This window comes from Amycolatopsis plumensis (assembly GCF_042652605.1).
Lineage (GTDB): Bacteria > Actinomycetota > Actinomycetes > Mycobacteriales > Pseudonocardiaceae > Amycolatopsis > Amycolatopsis plumensis.
Genome location: NZ_JBHSJY010000001.1, coordinates 3,867,619 through 3,886,326, shown reverse-complemented (window position 1 = coordinate 3,886,326; position 18,708 = coordinate 3,867,619). Strand labels below are relative to the sequence as shown.

The window sequence follows — 18,708 nt, the reverse complement described above, 5'->3', positions numbered from 1 at the left end:
CGGGCTAACCCTCAGCGTCGAGGATCATGTCCCGAATCGGCCATCCGGGGGCAGCCTCCGCAATAGCCTCTTCACGGGGGCCATACAGACAGCAATTTTTGCAATCGATAAGCTTCGTGGCACGTCCCTCCATTTCCCCGCCGACGAAGGACACACAGCAGTGACCACTGACAACCACATTGCCGCCCCGTCCTTCGACCGGATGCGCAACATGCTGGTGCGCGCGGCCGAAGTGCGTGAGAGCGAGCAGCAGCAGATCTTCGACGCGCTCGACGACATCTACGCCCGCCTCGCGCCGGTGGACTCGCTCGGCGCGGTCCGCAAGCGGCTGTCCGAGATGCCCGACCGCACCGAGGTCAGCGTCCTCGCCGAGCGCCTCGACGAGACGATGTCGCGCCTCGAGGCCCAGGACGCGGCGATCGCCGCCCTGACCCGCGCGGTCGAGAGCATCGTCGACAAGCTCGCCAAGCCCTTCGCGCAGCTCGACGGCCGCCTCGACGGCGTCGCCGCGCGCTTCGAGGGTGTCGCCGGCCGGATGGACGGGCTCGAGGACAAGCTCCAGAACATCCACCGCCGGCTCGACGAGCTGGGCGGCCACCTCGACAAGCAGGACGCGAAGCTCGAGTCGCTCCCGCAGTCGGTGCACGGCCCGGTCCGCGAGCGGATCGAGCAGGCCGAGGCCACGCTGCGCGAGCGCATCGACGCCACGGACCACGAGCTGCGGAGCAAGGTCGACGAGCTGAGCCGCGTCACGCAGGAGCGGGTCGGCGAGCTGGGCCGCACGACGCACGAGCGGATCGACGCCAACACCGAGGCGCTCAAGGTCGCGCTGACCGAGACCGGCGAGATGATCGACGCGTCCGACCGGCTGGAGAACCTGGGCAACCGGCTCGAGACGGTCACCACCCGCCTCGACGACCTGGCCTCCCGCCTCGACAAGGTGGAGGACGGCTTCCTCTCCGGCATCGGCGACCTCGACGGCGCGCTCAAGAGCGGCCTGGCCAAGGTCGAGGGCACGCTGTCGAAGCAGCCGGACACCGACTCGGTGGACTCGCTGGTCCGCAAGAGCAACGACGAGAGCGTCCGCCGCATCGGCGGCCAGCTCGACGAGGCGATGGCGACGTTCGCGGAGCTGATGCTCGGCGGCGGCCCGGCGGTCCAGCAGATCGCCCCGCCCCCGCCGGCCCCGCGCCAGCCGCGCCGCAGTTCGCGCAACGGCCGCGCGCCGAAGCCGGCCGACGCGAAGGCGAAGACGGGCGAAGGCGCGGAAGAAGCCGCGGAGTAACCCAGCCCCACGAAGAGGCTCCCGCCGGTTCGCCGGTGGGGGCCTTTTTCATGCTCGGAGGGGAGGGCGGGCCTCCGCCCCCCCGTCTTCCAGCCTAGCGAGCACCACTGACAGTTTCGGGTGGCTCAGGCCCCCTCAGCGACAGTGGTCACCACTCGATCGGGTGATCATCTCCGCGACGCTCATCACATCTCGGCGCGGATCGTCTCCACGACGATCGGGCCCGGCTCGGGGGCCGAGTCGGCGATCGAGAAGCCTCCTTCGAGCGCGGCCAGGGCCGCGGGGACCGCGTCCGGGGTGTCCGTGTGCAGCTCCAGGAGCGGGTCACCGGCCGAGACCCGGTCGCCCGGCTTGGCCAGGCAGAGGATGCCCGCCGCCGCCTGGACCGGGTCCTCCTTGCGGGCCCGGCCCGCGCCCAGCCGCCACGCCGCGACGCCCACCGCGTACGCGTCCAGCGAAGCCAGCACGCCCGACGAAGGCGCCTCGACGACGTGGACGTGCGCAGGTGCCGGCAGCGCCGCCGAAGGGTCGCCGCCCTGGGCCGAGATCATGCGGCACCAGACCTCGTACGCCTCCCCCGACGCCAGCACCGGCTCCGGGTCCACGTCGAGACCGGCGAGGGCCAGCATCTCCCGCGCCAAGGCGAGAGTCAGCGCCACCACGTCCGCCGGCCCGCCGCCCTGGAGCACGTCGACCGACTCCGCGACCTCCACCGCGTTGCCGACCGCCCGCCCCAGCGGGACGTTCATGTCGGTCAGCAGCGCCGTCGTCGGGACGCCGTGGTCGGCGCCGATCGACGTCAGCGCAGCAGCCAGCGAGCGGGCTTGCTCGAGGGACTTCATGAACGCGCCCGACCCGAACTTCACGTCCAGGACCAGCCCGGACGCGCCCTCGGCGATCTTCTTGCTCATGATCGAGCTCGCGATCAGCGGGATCGACTCCACCGTCGAGGTGACGTCCCGCAGCGCGTACAGCTTCTTGTCCGCCGGGGCCAGCCCGGACGTCGCCGCGCAGACCACCGCGCCGACGTCCTCCAACTGGCGAGCAATCTCCGAAGTGGACAATGCCGCCCGCCAGCCGGGGATCGACTCCAGCTTGTCGAGCGTGCCGCCCGTGTGGCCGAGCCCGCGCCCGGACAGCTGCGGCACCGCCGCCCCGCACGCGGCCACGAGCGGCGCGAGCGGCAGCGTGATCTTGTCGCCGACCCCGCCCGTCGAGTGCTTGTCCACCGTCGGGCGGGACACCGAAAGCGACAGCCGCTCCCCCGACGCGATCATCGCGTGCGTCCACCGCGAGATCTCCCCCGAGGACATCCCCCGCAGGAAGATCGCCATGGCCAGCGCCGACATCTGCTCTTCGGCGACGTCACCGCGGGTGTAGGCGTCGATGACCCAGTCGATCTGCTCGTCGGAAAGCGTGCCACCGTCCCGCTTCGTCCGGATGACGTCGACCGCCGCGAACGCGCTCACGGCAGGTCGTCCGGGCCGAACGCGTCCGGCAGGACTTCCGACATCGGCAGCACCCCGCGCGGAGTGTCCACCAGGCACGAAGACCCGCCGAGCTCGAACAGGATCTGCCGGCAGCGCCCGCACGGCATCAGCAGGTCACCGGCACCGGAACGACAAGCGACCGCGACCAGGCGACCGCCGCCGGACAGCCGCAGCTGCCCGGCCATCGTGCACTCGGCGCACAGCCCGAGCCCGTAGGAAGCGTTTTCGACGTTGCACCCGGTCACGACCCGGCCGTCGTCGGCGATCCCCGCCACCCCCACGTGCAGGCCCGAATAAGGCGCGTACGCATGGGAAGCCGCTTCGATCGCCTGAGAACGCAGCGCGTCCCAGTCCACTGTGGACATCAGTCTTCACCCCGTCGGTACGGCTGCCCGTCGGCCTTCGGCGGCCGCAGCCGCTGCGAAGCCACGGCCAGCACGATCAGCGTCACGAAGTGCGCGGTGTACGGGATCAGGTCCGACGGCAGCGTGTCGTTGGCCCAGTAGATCGCGTACAGCACGCCCGCGCCGACGACACCGAGACCGGCCGCGATCCACTGCCGCCGGAACAGCTGCACGACGACGATCACGGCGACCAGGATCACCGCGCCGTACAGCAGCGCGAGCACCGCTTCCCCGCCGCCGGCGAGCTGGAGGCCGTCCGCGTAGCCGAACAGCGCCGCCCCGCCGAGCAGGCCGCCCGGCCGCCAGTTGCCGAAGATCATCGCGGCGAGGCCGATGTACCCGCGGCCGTTCGTCTGGTTCTCCAGGTAGTCCGCGCCGCCGCGCAGCAGCACCAGCGAAGCGCCACCCATGCCGGCGAACGCGCCCGAAATGATCACGGCCACGTACTTGTGCAGGTAGACGTTGACGCCGAGGGACTCGGCGGCCACCGGGTTCTCGCCGCACGAGCGCAGCCGCAGGCCGAACCGGGTCTTCCAGAGGATCCAGAAGCTCACCGGGACCAGGATGATCGCGAGCATCGTCAGCGGCGCGACCTCGGTGACCAGCCCGCGCAGGATGCCGGCGACGTCGGAGATGCCGACGCGCTGCTGCTTCTCCAGGTCACCCAGCCAGTCCGAGAGGAACGTCGCCGAGTAGGTGTCGAACTTCGGCACCACCGGCGACTGCCGCGGGTTGCCGGAGATCGGCGCGAAGATCAGGTTGGCCAGGTACTTCGTGACACCGAGTCCGAGCAGGTTGATCGCGACACCGGAGACGATGTGGTTGACGTTGAACGTCACCGTCGCCACCGCGTGCAGCAGCCCGCCGAGGGCACCGAAGACGATCGCGGCGATCAGCCCGGCCCACACGCCACCGTTGTACGAACCCCAGGCCGCGCCCCAGGTCCCGAGGATCATCATGCCCTCGAGCCCGATGTTGACCACGCCCGCGCGTTCGGCCCAGAGGCCGCCCAGCGCACAGAGCAGGATCGGCAACGCCAGGCGCAACGCCGTCGAAGCGGTGTTCGACGACGTCAGCGCGGCGACGCCGGTGGAGTAGGACGCCGTCGAGATGACGGCGATGGCGACCACGGCCCAGATGACCCCGCGCAGCCAGCCGGGGATCCGGCCCCGGCGGCGCTGCTGCACCGGCATGGTCGAGCCGGATTCGGGAGCGACGTCGGTGATCACACCGCACCCCCTTCGGCGACCGAGGAACCCTTGCGGCCGGCGAGCGCGCGGCCCACCCTCCGTTGTTCGGCCGCGAGGTCGGCCCGGCGCACGATCTCGTACGCCACGACGACCGACAGCACGATGATGCCCTGCATGATCGTCGCGATCTCCTTGGACACGTTGATCTGCTCCAGCGACACCGCGGAGGTGTCGAGGAACGCCCACAGCAGCGCGCCGAGCGCGATGCCGCCGGGGTGGTTGCGGCCGAGCAGCGCGACCGCGATGCCGGTGAAGCCGTACATCTGCGTCGCGGTGATGCCGTAGCTGTAGTCGCGGCCGAGCAGTTCCGGCATCGCGACCAGGCCGGCGACACCACCGGAGAGCAGCATCGCGATCAGCGTCATCTTCTTGGCGTTGACGCCGCCCGCGGCGGCCGCGGTGGTGGACTCGCCGGACGCCTTCAGCTCGAAGCCGAACCGCGTGCGGTTGAGCATGAACCAGTAGGCCCCGCCGACGATGGCGGCGATGAAGACGAACCCGAAGAGGGTGCCCGGGCCGAGCGGGATGCCGGGGATCCGGCCGGACGGCTCGATCACCCGGGTGCCGATGTTGTTGCCCCGCTGCACGCCGAACTGGTCGGCGTTGATGAGGAACGCGATGATCCCGGCGACGATCGCGTTGAGCATGATCGTCGAGATGACCTCGCTGACCCCGCGGGTCACCTTGAGGATCGCCGGGATCGCCGCGTAGGCCATGCCCGCCACGATCGCGACCAGCAGGATCGCGACGACGTGGATGACCGGCGGCAGCTTCATCGCGCCGCCGGCGATGGCGGCGACGACGGCGGCGAAGCGGTACTGGCCCTCGACCCCGATGTTGAACAGGTTCATCTGGAAGCCGATGGCGACCGCGAGCCCGGACAGGTAGTACACGGTCGCGAGGTTCACGGTGTCGACCGCGGTCGAGCCCTTGAACATCTGGCCGATCATCGTGCCGTACGCCTGCAGCGGATCGGCCCCGGAGATGATCAGCGCGATCGCCGACAGCAGCACGGCGAAGACGATCGCCAGCAGCGGCGGCAGCAGTTTCGTGCGCCAGGAGGTCATTCTTCGTCACCTTCTCCTGCGCCGGTCATCGCCGAGCCCAGTTCCTGCGGCGTCACGGTGGCGGGGTCGGCCTCGCTGACGAGCCGCCCGCGCAGCATGACGCGGATCGTGTCGGACAGGCCGATCAGCTCGTCCAGGTCGGCGGAGATCAGCAGCACGGCCAGGCCGTCGGCCCGGGCCTGGCGGATGTTCTCCCAGATCAGCGCCTGGGCGCCGACGTCGACACCGCGCGTGGGGTGCGACGCGATGAGCAGCACCGGGTTGCCCGAGAGCTCGCGCCCGACGATCAGCTTCTGCTGGTTGCCGCCCGAGAGCGCCGCGGCCGGGACGTCGATGCCCGGGGTGCGGACGTCGTAGTCGCGAACGATCCGCTCGGTGTCCGCGCGGGCGCCCGCGATGTCGAGCAACTGTCCTTTGGAGACCGGTTCGCGGGTCTGGTACCCGAGCATCCGGTTGACCCACAACGGTTGCGTGAGCAGCAGGCTGTGCCGCGTGCGGTCTTCGGCGATGTAGCCGATGCCGGCCTCGCGCCGGGCCAGCGTGCCCGCCTTGGTCAGGTCGCGGGCCTTGCCGTCGGCGTCGACCAGCTCGATCGTGCCGCCGGTCGGCTTCCGCATGCCCATGATGGTCTCGACGAGCTCGGTCTGGCCGTTGCCCTCGACACCGGCGACGCCGAGCACCTCACCCGCGTGCACGGTGAAGGAGACGTCGTCGAGCGCGTTGCGGTCCGAGCCCTCGGCGCCCAGCGTCAGCCCGGACAGGCGCAGCACGGCGCGGTCGGTGACGGTGGACTCGCGGGTCTCCGGGCTGGGCAGCTCGGAGCCGACCATCATCTCCGCGAGCTGGCGGGAGGTGATGGTCTTCGGGTCGGCGGTGCCGACGGTGGTGCCGCGCCGGATCACCGTGACGGTGTCGGCGATCGCGCGGACCTCGTCGAGCTTGTGCGAGATGAAGAGGAAGGTGTAGCCGCCGGCCTTCATCTCCCGCACGGTCTCGAAGAGCGCGTCGACCTCCTGCGGCACGAGGACCGCGGTCGGCTCGTCCAGGATGATGATCTTCGCCCCGCGGTAGAGCACCTTGACGATCTCGACGCGCTGGCGGTCGGCGACGCCGAGCTCCTCCAGCAGCGTCTCCGGCTTGGCGTGCAGGCCGGTCCGCTCGGCGAGCTCGGCCAGCCGCGCGCGGGCGGCCCGGCCGATGCCGTGCAGGGCCTCGGCGCCGAGGAACACGTTCTCGCCGACCGTGAGGTTGTCGGCGAGCATGAAGTGCTGGTGCACCATGCCGATGCCGGCGCGGATGGCGTCCTGCGGGTTGCGCAGCTTCACCTCTTCGCCGTTGATCGCGATCGTGCCCTCGTCCGGCGGCTGCATGCCGTAGAGGATCTTCATCAGGGTGGACTTGCCGGCGCCGTTCTCGCCACAGATGGCGTGCACCTCGCCGGCGGCGACGGTGAGGTTGACGTCGGAGTTGGCCACCACACCCGGGAACCGTTTGGTGATCCCGGTCAGCTGGACGGCGGGGACGCCCCGGTCGGGGACGGCCTCGGCCGGGGCCTCGGCAGTGCTCATGGGCGGGAGGATTCCATATCTCTGGAACGCGTGAGGGGCCCGGAGGGAAATCCCTCCGAGCCCCGGCACGCGTTGAGCTAGGTGAGGCTTATTCCACCGTCGCCCGGCGCAAGCCAGCTTAGGCAGTTACCTGCAGCTAGTCGCGCCGGGCTAGCCAGAATAAGCCTCACTTCTGCGGCTTGTCCGAAACGGTGATCGCGCCCGAGATGATCTGGGCCTTGTAGCCGTCCAGGACGTCCTTGATGTCGTCGACCTTGCCGCCGGAGGTGGCGTAGCCGACGCCGTCGACCTTGAGGTCGAACCGCTTCGGCAGGCCGCTCAGGTCGCCCTTGGCGACGGCCTGGATGTAGTCGAACACCGCGACGTCGACCCGCTTGAGCATGGACGTGATGATGACGTCCTTGTCGGCCTCGACGGTCTTCTGGTTGTACTGGTCGGAGTCGACGCCGATGGCCAGCGCGTTGCCCGCCTTCGCCGCGTCGAAGACACCCTTGCCGGAGGCGCCGGCGGCGTGGTAGATCACGTCCGCGCCCTTGGCGATCTCGGCCGCGGCCTTCGCGTTGCCCTTCGGCGGGTCCTGGAACCCGGAGAAGTCACCGGCCGGGGTCAGGTACTCGTCCTCGATCTTGATCTTGGACGAAACCGTCTTCGCGCCCTGCAGGAAGCCGGCCTCGAACTTCTGGATCAGCGGGGTGTTGACACCGCCGACGAAGCCGACGTGGCAGTTCTTGCTCTTGTACGCGGCGGCGACGCCGGCCAGGAACGAGCCCTGCTCCTCGGCGAAGACCAGCGGCGTCACGTTCGGCAGCTGGATCGAGTCGTCGTCGACGATCGCGAACTTCGTGTTCGGGTACTTGGCGGCGACGGCCTTGACCGAGTCCGCGTAGGCGAAACCGACCGCGACGATCGGGTTCAGGCCCTGCGAAGCCATCTGGTCGAGGCGCTGCTGCTTGGCCGACTCGGCCTCGCTGGCGCTGGCGGTGCTCTCGCTGACCGTCGTGACGCCGAGCTCGCTCTTCGCCTTGTCGGTGCCCGCGGCGGCGGCGTCGTTGAACGACGCGTCACCCCGGCCGCCGACGTCGAAGGCCAGGCCGATCTTCAGCTGGCTGCCGTCGACCTTCGCCCCGGCGGCGGTCGAGCTGCTCGCGGCGGCGGGCGCGGCCGGCGGCTTCTGCGCGGTGACGCAGTCGGAACCGCCCGTCGAGGCCGCGGTGTTGTTCGAGCTGTTACCACCACCGGAATCCTTGGCGCACCCGGCCAGGGTGAGCACCCCGGCCATGGCCGCGGCGGCCAGCGCGGTTCCACGCATGCGACGCAACGTGTGTCTCCCTCCCCGCTGATCCAGCGGATGGTCAAGGGCACGGCCCGGCCCTACTGCCGGGTCGACCGCCAGACCGTACCCGCCGGACCGGAAGGCGCCATAGGAAAGGCACGCTACGTAACACAAACGTTTACTCACGAGCCGCGCGCGCGACGAACTGGACACCGACCGTGATCAACACGGCGACCCAGCGCAGCTTTCGCTGATTCAGCGGCGCTCACAACCACTCGAAAGGCGCTTTCGCGTCACTCAGTGTGCCAGTCGGACCAAGGAATGGACCACCCCGATCACTCTCTGAGATGACGCCTCGTGAGTGAGAAACAGTGTTCTAACCCTGTTTCACACTCACGAGCCGGTCAGGCGCAGGTGAGCGGGCGGCGGTGCGGCGGGCACACCACCGGCATCGAGGCTCTACCAGGAGCCGCTCGCGTGGACGCGGTAGACGACCGTCGCGTGCGGCGGGACGTCCGCGGAGATCCGGTCCGCCGTCCGGAGGTCGCGGTGCGCCCAGACGTCGCGGACGGTGTAGCCCCCAGAGCTCGGTAGTCCGGCGGCGGCCGCGGTGGTGCCGATCGCGGCAGCGGACGTCGTCTCGTTGAACAGCGCGATCGCCACGTCACCGCCGTCCAGGGGCTTGGCGAACACCCAGTGTCCGTCCTGGTTGGACAGCACCCGCGCCTGGACGCCGCGGCGGTCCTGGTCGAGCGCGATGACCTCGCGGTTGCGCAGGACGTCGAAGTTCTCGGCCGACACCTTGCGCAGGTCGGCGCCGATGAGCAGCGGCGCGGCCATCATCGCCCACAGCGAGAAGTGCGAGCGGTACTCCTCGGTGGTCATCCCGCCGTTGCCCACCTCGAGCATGTCGGGATCGTTCCAGTGCCCCGGCCCGGCGTACGGCGCCAGCGGCGCGTTCACCTTGAGGATCTGGAGCATGCTGGCCCAGTCGTCCCTGATGTCGCCGGTGGTCCGCCACAGGTGCCCGACGTCGGCGCCCCACGTCCACGGCTGGTTCTCGCCCCACTCGCAGATCGAGTACACGATCGGGCGACGCGTCTTCTTCAGCGCGTCGCGCATCTTCGTGTAGCGCTCCAGCGCCGGCCGGCCCTGGTTTTCGCAGTTGTCGTACTTGAGGTAGTCGACGCCCCAGTCCGCGAACGTCTGCGCGTCGACGTCTTCATGGTCGAGCGCGCCGGGCATGGTCTTCGCGCAGGTCAGCGTGCCCGCGCTGGTGTAGATGCCGAACTTCAGCCCTTTCGCGTGGACGTAGTCGGCCAGTGCCTTGATGCCGCCGGGGAACCGGGCCTTGTTCGCCTGCAGGCGACCGCCGGCGTCGCGCGCGGGCTCGGCCCAGCAGTCGTCGACGTTGACGTACTCGTAGCCGGCGGCCTTGAGTCCTTTGTCGACGAAGATGTCGGCGGTGTCGCGGATGAGCCGCTCGTCGACGGCGCAGCCGGTGGTGTTCCAGTTGTTGAAGCCCATCGGTGGCGTCAATGCCAGTCCGCCGGGAAGTGCGTGCGCGGGCGTGACCGACACCACGGGCAGCAGGGCCGCGACGGCGATCACGAGGCCGAGTCGTCGCATCAGAACGTCACCCCATCGTGAGAGATCCGACGTTTGTCCGAGCGACGCCGTCGATGCGGCCTCGGTTGGTCACAGGCTCTCCTAGAGGTCCGATCTCCGCTTACTGGGACGGCATCGAGTACCCCGCCGCCGAGTGCGCTGCACCACACCGCCGGGTGGCGGTGCGGGAGTGCCGGTGTCTGGTCCATCACAGAGAGGAACCCGGAGGTGAGCCGCGTTCCGGGTGCGGGTCTAGCATCCGATTCATCCAGGCTCGATGACGTTGACTTCGGCACAGCCGCCGTTCCCGCGGCGACAGCGGACCTCACGGCCACCGGGCGCACAGTCAGACGTTGGAGGCCGTTCACCGATGTCCACCACGGCGAGCACCGCCCCTGAGGCGGCGGCGAGCGATCGGGCGGGTGCCTCACGCCGGCAGGGGACCTTCTACCGGGGCGACCCCGGCATGTGGTCCTGGGTGCTGCACCGCATCACCGGCGTGCTCACATTCTTCTTCCTGTTCGTGCACGTGCTCGACACCGCGCTGGTGCGCGTGTCGCCGAACACCTACGACCAGGTCATCGAGACCTACAAGACGCCGATCGTCAACCTCCTGGAGGTCGGCCTGGTCGGCGCGGTGCTGTTCCACGCGCTGAACGGCATCCGCGTCATGCTGGTCGACTTCTGGTCGAAGGGGCCGAAGTTCCAGAAGACGATGCTCTGGGTGATCGGCGTGGTCTGGGTCGTGGTGATGGTTCCGGGTGCGTTCTTCATGCTGAAGCGCACCGCCGAAATGCTCTTCGGGGGTAACTGACATGGCCGAGTCGCTCACCCTCGACAAGCCGCGCTCGCCGAAGCGCCCGGCCGCCCGCCGGAGCAACTTCGAGCTCTACAGCTGGCTGTTCATGCGGATCTCCGGGATGGCGCTGATCATCCTGGTGCTCGGCCACCTGCTGATCATGAACATCCTCGACGGCGGCGTGCACCGGATCAACTGGGGCTTCGTCGCCGGCCGCTGGGCCTCGCCGTTCTGGCAGTTCTGGGACCTGCTGATGCTGTGGCTCGCCGAGATCCACGGCGGCAACGGCCTGCGCGTCATCATCGACGACTACGCCCGCAAGGACAGCACGCGGTTCTGGCTGAAGATCGTGCTCTACGTCTCGATGGTGCTGATCCTGGCCGTCGGCACGATGGTGATCTTCACCTTCGACCCGAACATGCCCGCGAACTGAAGCCCCGGAGACCTCCCACCATGCAGTTCCACAAGTACGACGTGGTGATCGTCGGCGCCGGCGGCGCCGGCATGCGCGCGGCCATCGAGTCCGGCCAGCGCGCCCGCACCGCGGTCCTCACCAAGCTCTACCCGACCCGGTCCCACACCGGCGCGGCCCAGGGCGGCATGTGCGCCGCGCTGGCGAACGTCGAAGAGGACAACTGGGAATGGCACACCTTCGACACGATCAAGGGCGGCGACTACCTGGTCGACCAGGACGCCGCCGAGATCATGGCGAAGGAGGCCATCGACGCCGTCCTCGACCTCGAGAAGATGGGCCTGCCGTTCAACCGCACGCCCGAGGGCAAGATCGACCAGCGCCGCTTCGGCGGGCACACGCGTGACCACGGCAAGGCCGCGGTCCGCCGCGCCTGCTACGCCGCGGACCGCACCGGCCACATGATCCTGCAGACGCTGTACCAGAACTGCGTCAAGTACGGCACGGAGTTCTTCAACGAGTTCTACGTGCTCGACCTGGTCACCACCCCGGACGAGAACGGCAACCCGGTCGCCTCCGGCGTCGTCGCCTACGAGCTGGCCACCGGCGAGCTGCACGTCTTCCAGGCGAAGTCGATCGTGTTCGCCACCGGCGGCGCGGGCAAGATCTTCAAGACGACGTCGAACGCGCACACCCTCACCGGTGACGGCCTCGGCATCATCTTCCGCAAGGGCCTGCCGCTGGAGGACATGGAGTTCTTCCAGTTCCACCCGACCGGCCTCGCGGGCCTGGGCATCCTGATCTCCGAAGCCGTCCGCGGCGAGGGCGGGATCCTGCGCAACGCCTCCGGCGAGCGGTTCATGGAGCGCTACGCCCCCACCATCAAGGACCTCGCGCCGCGCGACATCGTGGCGCGCTCGATGGTGCAGGAAGTGCTGCAGGGCCGGGGTTGCGGCCCGAACAAGGACTACGTCGTCCTCGACGTCACGCACATCCCCGAGGAGACGCTGAACGCGAAGCTCCCGGACATCATGGAGTTCTCCCGGACCTACCTGGGCGTCGACCCGGTCAAGGAGCCGGTGCCGGTCTTCCCGACCTGCCACTACGTGATGGGCGGCATCCCGACCAACGTCCACGGCGAAGCGCTGCGGGACAACGAGAACGTCATCCCCGGCTTGTACGCCGCGGGCGAGGTCGCGTGCGTGTCCGTGCACGGCTCGAACCGGCTGGGCACGAACTCGCTGCTCGACATCAACGTGTTCGGCCGCCGCGCCGGCATCGCGGCCGCGGAGTACGCGCTGTCGCACGAGCACGTCGAGCTGCCGGAGAACCCGACCAAGCTGGTGGAAGAGCAGCTGGCGGGCCTGCTGTCGGAGCACGGCGACGAGCGTGTCGCCGACATCCGCAAGGAAATGCAGCAGACGATGGACTCGCACGCGTCGGTGTACCGGACCGAGGACACGCTGAAGCAGGCGCTGACCGACGTCCAGGCGCTCAAGGAGCGGTACCAGCGGATCACCGTGGCGGACAAGGGCAAGCGGTACAACACCGACCTGCTCGAAGCCGTCGAGCTGGGCTTCCTGCTGGAGCTGGCCGAGGTCCTGGTCGTGGGCGCGCTGGCCCGCAAGGAGTCCCGCGGCGGCCACGCTCGCGAGGACTACCCGAACCGCGACGACACGAACTTCATGCGCCACACCATGGCCTACAAGGAGGGCACGGAGCTGTCCGCGGACATCCGGCTCGACTACAAGCCCGTGACCTTCACCCGCTACGAACCGATGGAGCGGAAGTACTGATGACTACGGCTACTGCCGACTCGGCCACCGCCGCCTCGGACGAGCACACCCCGATCACGGTCACGCTGAAGATCCTCCGCTTCAACCCGGAGGTCGATTCGGAGCCGCACTGGGAGTCCTACGACGTCCCGGCCCAGCGCACCGACCGGCTGCTGAACCTGCTGTTCTACGTCAAGGACTACATCGACGGGACGTTCGCGTTCCGCCGCTCCTGCGCCCACGGCGTCTGCGGGTCCGACGCGATGCAGATCAACGGCATCAACCGCCTGGCGTGCAAGGTCCTGATGAAGGACCTGCTCGAGTCCGGCGGCAAGAAGACCACGATCACGATCGCCCCGATCAAGGGCCTGACGACGTTGAAGGACCTCTACGTCGACATGGACCCGTTCTTCGAGGCATACCGCGCGATCAAGCCGTACCTGATCACGTACGGCAACGAGCCGACCCGCGAGCGCATCCAGTCCCAGGCCGACCGGGACCGTTTCGACGACACGACGAAGTGCATCCTGTGCGCCTGCTGCACATCGTCCTGCCCGGTGTACTGGAACGACGGCTCGTACTTCGGCCCGGCGGCGATCGTCAACGCCCACCGGTTCATCTTCGATTCCCGCGACGAGGGCTCGGAGGAACGCCTGGACATCCTCAACGACGCCGAGGGTGTCTGGCGCTGCCGCACGACGTTCAACTGCACGGACGCCTGCCCCCGAGGAATCCAGGTGACCAAGGCCATCCAGGAAGTGAAGCGCGCCCTGCTGTTCAAGCGCGTTTGATTCAGCGAAGAAGGGGCCCTCCGGCGCAGGTCGCCGGAGGGCCCTTTCTTTTGGCAGCAGCACGAGTACGGAACCGGCGGCCGGGAGCGCAACCGGACCAGCGACGTCACCAGGCCTCCCCCGCCCAGCCGCGGCAGAAATGAATCTGCCGCGGCAGAAAAGCAAAAGACCTGTCCTCGCCGGACGGGCAGGCTCCGGGATGACCCTCCTCCCCGCTGCCCCCTCACGTTCCCGAGATGGGCCGCTGGGTGGTCATCCCGTCGCCTGACCGAGGCCTATCACTTTGAGCCGGGCCCGCAAGCTTGCGCTGCCACCTCACGCTGGCCTTGTGGTTGCGGGCCCGGCTCAAAGTGATTTGACGGCCTCAGGCGACGGGATGACCACCCTGCTCCTTTGTTGTTGTTGTCAGCGCACCGCGTCCAGGGCGTCTACCAGGCCGTGGCCGTAATACGAATTGTTCTTGGCCGGGCCCGTGCACTCCGTTTCCGTTGCTGCGCACTTCACCGCGTCCGCTTCGCCCTCCAGAACTCGGGCCAGCAGCTGGGGTGGGATTCCGCGGAAGCGGGAGGCGATCAGGGCCGCGACGCCGGCCGCGTGCGGGGACGCCATCGATGTTCCGCACTTCGAGCCGTAGCCGCCGCCGACCACCGAGGACAGCGGGCACGACGGGCCTTCACCCGCCGGGGGTGTCTGGCCGAAGTCGCCTCCCGGGGCCGTCACGTCGATCTCGCCGTAGTTGCTGAACGAGGACTTCGTGCCCTGGTACCCCACCGACGAGACCTTCACGACTCCGTCGATCGCCTTCGGGAGGATGCCGCACGACGAATCGACCGGGTGGGGGCGGTTGGGGTCGGTGGTCTGCGCCGTCGTGTCGAAGCCGGAGTTGCCCGCCGCCGCCACGTTGAGCACGCCTCGGTGCGTCGAGTACTGGACCGCGCGGCGGACCGCTTCGAACGCCGCCGCGTCGCCCGGCTGCTTCGGGCAGTAGAACATGCCCGGGTCGATGTAGTAGCTGTTGTTCGTCACCGCGAAGCCGTGCTCGGCCGCCCAGACGAAGCCGCAGACCGCCGACTCCGGGAAGATGTAGCCGGCGTCGTTGACCACCTTCACCGAGGCCAGGCGCACGCCCGGCGCGACACCCGTGAAACCCGCCGCCGGGTCCTTGCCCGCGATCGTGCCCGCCACGTGCGTTCCGTGGTCCGACGTCGTCGGCTGCCACGAGGCCGGTGTCAGGTCCGGCGCCCCGGTGACGCAGCCCGCCGACGAGCGAGCGTCGATGGCGTTGCGGAGCGCTGGGTGCGTCGCCTCGATGCCCGAGTCGAGCACGCCGACCGTCACCGCGCGGCTGCCCTGGTAGATCTTGTTCGCTTCCGGCGCGTGGATCGCCTTCATGTCCCACTGCTGGGCGGACAGGTCATCGGCGGCGGCGACCGACCGCGTGTCCTCCAGCGTCCGCACCGCACCGAGCGACCGGGCCGAGGCCGCGGCGCCCTGGGAGGCCACGTCCTTGGCGCCCGAATAGGCCCGGTAGACGCCGATCTTCTCCTGGAAGTCCGCATTGCGCGAGCTGGCGACGGCGACGCCGATCGGGGCGTAGTACGCGACCTTCGTGCCGCACTTGGCCGCCAGCTCCTGGTCGACGGCCGACGCGCGGGTGCCCGGCTGGTACGTCACGACGTAGGTATACGGCGTGCTCGTCGTGTCGCAGGCGACCGGCGCGGCCTCCGCGGCCGGGGCCGCCGCGAACAGGCCGCCTCCGACGGCCAGCACGAGCGGGGCCGCCATTCGACGTAAACGGGACATTCCACCTCCAGAGTCTGTGGCGCCAACCTAAACCGGCCCCGGAGGCCGCGCCACCGACCAAAGTCAGGAGGAGACGCGCGAAGTGGCCCGCACCCCGCGCCAGCCGAGCACGCCGATGACCGTGCCGAGCACGAACGACACGACGGTCAGCACGGCGTGCACCACGAAGTAGGCGGTCGGCGAGCCGTCGGGGGTCCAGGCGCGGTCGCTGTCCCACAGGTTCTTGGCGAAGGTGATCCAGATGATCCACGACCACACACCGAAGGCCAGCAGGAACAGCGAGGTGCCGCGTGAAATGCGCATGCCCCAGAGTATGCGGCGGCGGTCGCGGCGCTAGATTGCGTGGGTGCACTCCGTTGTCTCCCGGTCGCTCAAGGTCTTCACGACGACGCTCGCCGCCGCCCTCCTGGCCCTGAGCACGCCGGCGCTGGCGGCCGCGGTTCAGCAGGGCCAGTGCGCGAACCGCCAGGCGCCCCCGCCGCCGGTCGACACGTCGGAAAAGCCCGCGCCGGGCAAGCAGGTCCCGGCGCCGCTGCCCGTGCCCCCGGTCCCGGTCGGCGGCGCCCGGATGGCCGAGTGCGGCCTGATCACCCCGGACGGCGCGCTCAACCCGCCGGACGGCAACACCGCGGCGTCGTGGCTGGTGCAGGACCTCGACACCGGCGCGGTCATCGCGGCCAAGGACCCGCACGCCCGGCAGCGGCCCGCGTCGCTGATCAAGACGCTGCTCGCGCTGGTCGTGGTCACCCAGCTGAACCCGCAGCAGCCGATCGTCGCGACGAAGGAGGACGCCGAGCAGGAGTGCACCTGCGTCGGCCTCGTCGCCGGCGGCCAGTACACCGTCGACCAGCTGCTGCACGGCCTGCTGATGCACTCGGGCAACGACGTCGCGCACACGCTGGCCACGGCGCTCGGCGGGGTCGACTCCGCGGTGGCGAAGATGAACGCGCTGGCCGCGAAGATCGGTGCGCTCGACACGCGCGCGGCGACCCCCTCGGGCCTGGACGGGCCGGGCATGTCGACCTCGGCCTACGACCTCAGCCTGATCTTCAACTACGCGATGAAGCAGCCGGAGTTCGCGAAGGTCGTCGCGACGAAGAACTTCGAGTTCCCGCCGGCCGGCGGGAAGCCGGCCATCCCGATCTACAACGACAACAAGCTGCTCGGCGTCTACCCCGGCTTCCTCGGCGGCAAGACCGGCTTCACCGACGACGCGCGCCACACCTACGTCGGCGCGGCGCAGCGCAAGGGCAAGCGCCTCGCGGTCGTCATGCTGCGCGCCGAGCAGAAGCCGACCAAGGTGGTCGACCAGGCGGCGAAGCTGCTCGACTACGGCTTCGCGCTGGAGGACGACCGCGCCGTGCCGGTCGGCCAGATCAGCTACCAGGCGCCGGCCCCGACGACGGCGAACGGCGGTGACCCGTCCGTGCTCGCCGACGGCGGCACCGGCCACGGCGGCACGTCCGCGGCCGCGCCGTCGGCGAAGGAAGACCCGTTCGGCGTCACCGGCTGGATCATCACGCTGGTGGTGTTCCTGATCATCGTCGGCGGGTTCGTGGTCGGGCACCAGCGCAAGAAGGCCGCGGGCTAGCGGAAGCCGGGTCCCGGTTCGGGGGTCACCCGATCGGTGGTGATCGCGCCCCCGCAGTGTCCACAAGCGACGTACGTCCCGCCGACCTCGCCGCAGTCGTGGTGCCGCAGGAGGATCGGCGGCCCCTCCGGTCCGGCGAGGTGCTTGTCGCCCCACTGCATGAGCGTGACGACGGCGCCGAAGAGGTCCCGCCCGGCGGCGGTCAGCACGTACTCGGGCACCGGGTCGACGCGTTCGAGCACCCCGGCGTCGACGAGGGTCTTCAGCCGGGCGGACAACGTCGGGCGCGGGATGGCCAGGTTGCGCGCGAACTCGCCGTAGCGGCGCACACCGAAGAAGGTTTCGCGCAGGATGAGCAGGCTCCACCGCTCGCCGACCAGGTCGAGCGCGCGGCCGACCGAGTCCGCTCTGAACCGGTGCTCGAGGCCGGTCACAGCTGGTCCGTCCGCGCCGGGACGCCCAGCAGGAGCTTGCCGGACAGTTCGTAGCTGGCCGGGTTGACCTGGAAGTGAGCGGTCGCGGTGTGCGCGTCGCGGAACCGGCGCTGCAGCGGCGAAGTCTCGTAGATCGCCGCGCCGCCGCCCAGGTCGTACATGCTTCCGGCGACCTTCGCGGCGGTGCGCGTCACGTGCGTGGCGGCCAGGCGGAGGCCCAGCTTGAGCGCGTCCGGCACCGGTTCGGTGCCCTGCGCGGCCTGCCAGGCGTCGTCGATGCTGCGGTAGAACAGCAGCCGCGCCGCCCGCAGGTCCGCTTCGGCCTCCGCGACGGCGGCCTGGGTCGCCGGCCGCTCGGCCAGCGACCGGCTGGAGCCGAGCGGCTTGCGCGTCGAGGCGAGCTCGACGAGATCGTCGATCGTGCCGCGCGCGTTGCCCAGCGCGGCGGCCGCGACCGACAGCGCGAAGAAGCCGAAGAGCGGAAACCGGTGCAGCGCCACGGCTTCCGGCGGCGGGCCGGCCATCACGGAGAACACGCGGTGGTCCGGGACGAACAGCTCATCGGCAACGCAGTCGTGGCTGCCGGTGCCGCGCAGGCCGGTGGTGTGCCAGGTGTCGAGCACTTCGAGGTCGGCCTTCGGCAACGCGGCGACGTAGAGCGCTTTCTCGTGCACGAACCCGGCGAAGAGCCAGCCGGCGTGCGGAATGCCGCTGCAGAACGCCCACCGGCCGGTCACGACGTACCCGCCGTCGACCTTCCGGCCGGTGCCGCGCGGCGCCCAGACCCCGGCGGCGACCGTGCGCGGGTCGCCGAAGACCTCCTCGGCGCACTTCCGCGGGGCGTAGGCCGAGAGCAGGCTGCTCGTGACGGCGATCGAGACGCACCACCCGGCGGAGGCGTCCCCGCGTGCGACCGTCTCGGCGGTTTCGAGGCTGACGGCGGGCGGCGCTTCGGGGCCGCCGAGGTGACCGGGGACGCCGGTGCGGAACAGCTGGGCGTCGGTCAGCTTCGCGACCAGCTCCGGCGGGAGCGCGCGCTGCCGCTCGGTGACGGGCGCGAGGGTCCTGGCGAGGTCGGCGCACTCGCGGGCGGCGTCCAGCAGCACAGAAACTCCTCCGGTTCAGTTTTCTTACCGGTTCAGTTTCTTTACTGGCACG

At 69.8% G+C, this 18,708-nt stretch carries 16 protein-coding genes and 1 pseudogene; 6 read left to right on the top strand and 11 right to left on the bottom strand.

Annotation, left to right across the window (positions count from 1 at the left end):
* Positions 1–160 precede the first annotated feature (160 nt).
* On the top strand, positions 161–1,285 hold the full coding sequence (locus ACFPLC_RS18840) for a PA containing protein (protein WP_191312201.1): 1,125 nt from the start codon (positions 161–163) through the stop codon (positions 1,283–1,285).
* 185 nt (positions 1,286–1,470) lie between these two features.
* Here ACFPLC_RS18840 and ACFPLC_RS18835 read toward each other — a convergent pair whose 3' ends face one another.
* The 7 genes and pseudogenes from ACFPLC_RS18835 to ACFPLC_RS18805 all read right to left on the bottom strand — a co-directional run.
* On the bottom strand, positions 1,471–2,754 hold the full coding sequence (locus ACFPLC_RS18835) for a thymidine phosphorylase (RefSeq protein ID WP_378189116.1): 1,284 nt from the start codon (positions 2,752–2,754) through the stop codon (positions 1,471–1,473).
* Positions 2,751–3,140, bottom strand: a complete 390-nt coding sequence (locus ACFPLC_RS18830) for a cytidine deaminase (protein WP_378189117.1) — start codon at positions 3,138–3,140, stop codon at positions 2,751–2,753. The genes ACFPLC_RS18835 and ACFPLC_RS18830 overlap by 4 nt, the downstream gene beginning before the upstream one ends.
* A complete protein-coding gene (locus ACFPLC_RS18825) occupies positions 3,140–4,372 on the bottom strand; it encodes an ABC transporter permease (protein ID WP_191312296.1) in 1,233 nt (410 codons plus the stop codon). Before ACFPLC_RS18825 ends, ACFPLC_RS18830 begins: the two co-directional genes overlap by 1 nt.
* A 32-nt stretch (positions 4,373–4,404) precedes the next feature.
* Entirely contained in the window at positions 4,405–5,496 is a 1,092-nt protein-coding gene (locus ACFPLC_RS18820) for an ABC transporter permease (protein ID WP_378189118.1), read from the bottom strand.
* Positions 5,493–7,064 (bottom strand): ABC transporter ATP-binding protein, encoded by a 1,572-nt coding sequence (locus ACFPLC_RS18815; RefSeq protein ID WP_378189119.1) that lies wholly within the window; start codon positions 7,062–7,064, stop codon positions 5,493–5,495. Before ACFPLC_RS18815 ends, ACFPLC_RS18820 begins: the two co-directional genes overlap by 4 nt.
* 166 nt (positions 7,065–7,230) lie before the next feature.
* The gene (locus ACFPLC_RS18810) at positions 7,231–8,373 is read right to left on the bottom strand and encodes a BMP family lipoprotein (RefSeq protein ID WP_378189121.1); all 1,143 of its coding nucleotides are present in this window, start codon (positions 8,371–8,373) and stop codon (positions 7,231–7,233) included.
* A 426-nt stretch (positions 8,374–8,799) separates the two neighbouring features.
* Positions 8,800–9,966: pseudogene (locus ACFPLC_RS18805) on the bottom strand (alpha-galactosidase); the annotation flags it as partial.
* Between the two features lie 349 nt (positions 9,967–10,315).
* Between ACFPLC_RS18805 and sdhC the strand changes: the two are divergent.
* From sdhC to ACFPLC_RS18785, 4 genes are read left to right on the top strand one after another with little or no spacing between them, the layout of a single operon-like run.
* Positions 10,316–10,759 (top strand): succinate dehydrogenase, cytochrome b556 subunit, encoded by a 444-nt coding sequence (gene sdhC, locus ACFPLC_RS18800; protein WP_378189122.1) that lies wholly within the window; start codon positions 10,316–10,318, stop codon positions 10,757–10,759.
* A 1-nt stretch (position 10,760) separates the two neighbouring features.
* A complete protein-coding gene (locus ACFPLC_RS18795) occupies positions 10,761–11,177 on the top strand; it encodes a succinate dehydrogenase hydrophobic membrane anchor subunit (protein ID WP_191312215.1) in 417 nt (138 codons plus the stop codon).
* Positions 11,178–11,197: 20 nt separating this feature from the next.
* Positions 11,198–12,952, top strand: a complete 1,755-nt coding sequence (gene sdhA, locus ACFPLC_RS18790; RefSeq protein WP_378189123.1) for a succinate dehydrogenase flavoprotein subunit — start codon at positions 11,198–11,200, stop codon at positions 12,950–12,952.
* Positions 12,952–13,722, top strand: a complete 771-nt coding sequence (locus ACFPLC_RS18785) for a succinate dehydrogenase iron-sulfur subunit (protein WP_378189124.1) — start codon at positions 12,952–12,954, stop codon at positions 13,720–13,722. The genes sdhA and ACFPLC_RS18785 overlap by 1 nt, the downstream gene beginning before the upstream one ends.
* Positions 13,723–14,127: 405 nt before the next feature.
* On the opposite strand, the gene ACFPLC_RS18780 is transcribed toward ACFPLC_RS18785, so the two are convergent.
* Together ACFPLC_RS18780 and ACFPLC_RS18775 are read right to left on the bottom strand one after the other, a co-directional pair.
* Complete coding sequence (locus ACFPLC_RS18780) at positions 14,128–15,525, bottom strand: S8 family peptidase (protein WP_378189126.1); 1,398 nt, start codon at positions 15,523–15,525, stop codon at positions 14,128–14,130.
* Between the two features lie 63 nt (positions 15,526–15,588).
* Positions 15,589–15,828 carry an SCO4848 family membrane protein gene (locus ACFPLC_RS18775; RefSeq protein WP_378189127.1) on the bottom strand — a complete coding sequence of 80 codons (240 nt, stop codon included), beginning with the start codon at positions 15,826–15,828 and terminating at the stop codon, positions 15,589–15,591.
* A 43-nt stretch (positions 15,829–15,871) separates the two neighbouring features.
* Between ACFPLC_RS18775 and ACFPLC_RS18770 the strand changes: the two genes are divergently transcribed.
* Entirely contained in the window at positions 15,872–17,116 is a 1,245-nt protein-coding gene (locus ACFPLC_RS18770; RefSeq protein ID WP_378189128.1) for a D-alanyl-D-alanine carboxypeptidase family protein, read from the top strand.
* On the opposite strand, the gene ACFPLC_RS18765 is transcribed toward ACFPLC_RS18770, so the two are convergent.
* Both ACFPLC_RS18765 and ACFPLC_RS18760 read right to left on the bottom strand, forming a co-directional pair.
* Entirely contained in the window at positions 17,113–17,550 is a 438-nt protein-coding gene (locus tag ACFPLC_RS18765; RefSeq protein ID WP_378189129.1) for a winged helix-turn-helix transcriptional regulator, read from the bottom strand. The genes ACFPLC_RS18770 and ACFPLC_RS18765 overlap by 4 nt on opposite strands.
* Entirely contained in the window at positions 17,547–18,656 is a 1,110-nt protein-coding gene (locus ACFPLC_RS18760; RefSeq protein ID WP_378189130.1) for an acyl-CoA dehydrogenase family protein, read from the bottom strand. Before ACFPLC_RS18760 ends, ACFPLC_RS18765 begins: the two co-directional genes overlap by 4 nt.
* Between the last annotated feature and the right edge of the window lie 52 nt (positions 18,657–18,708).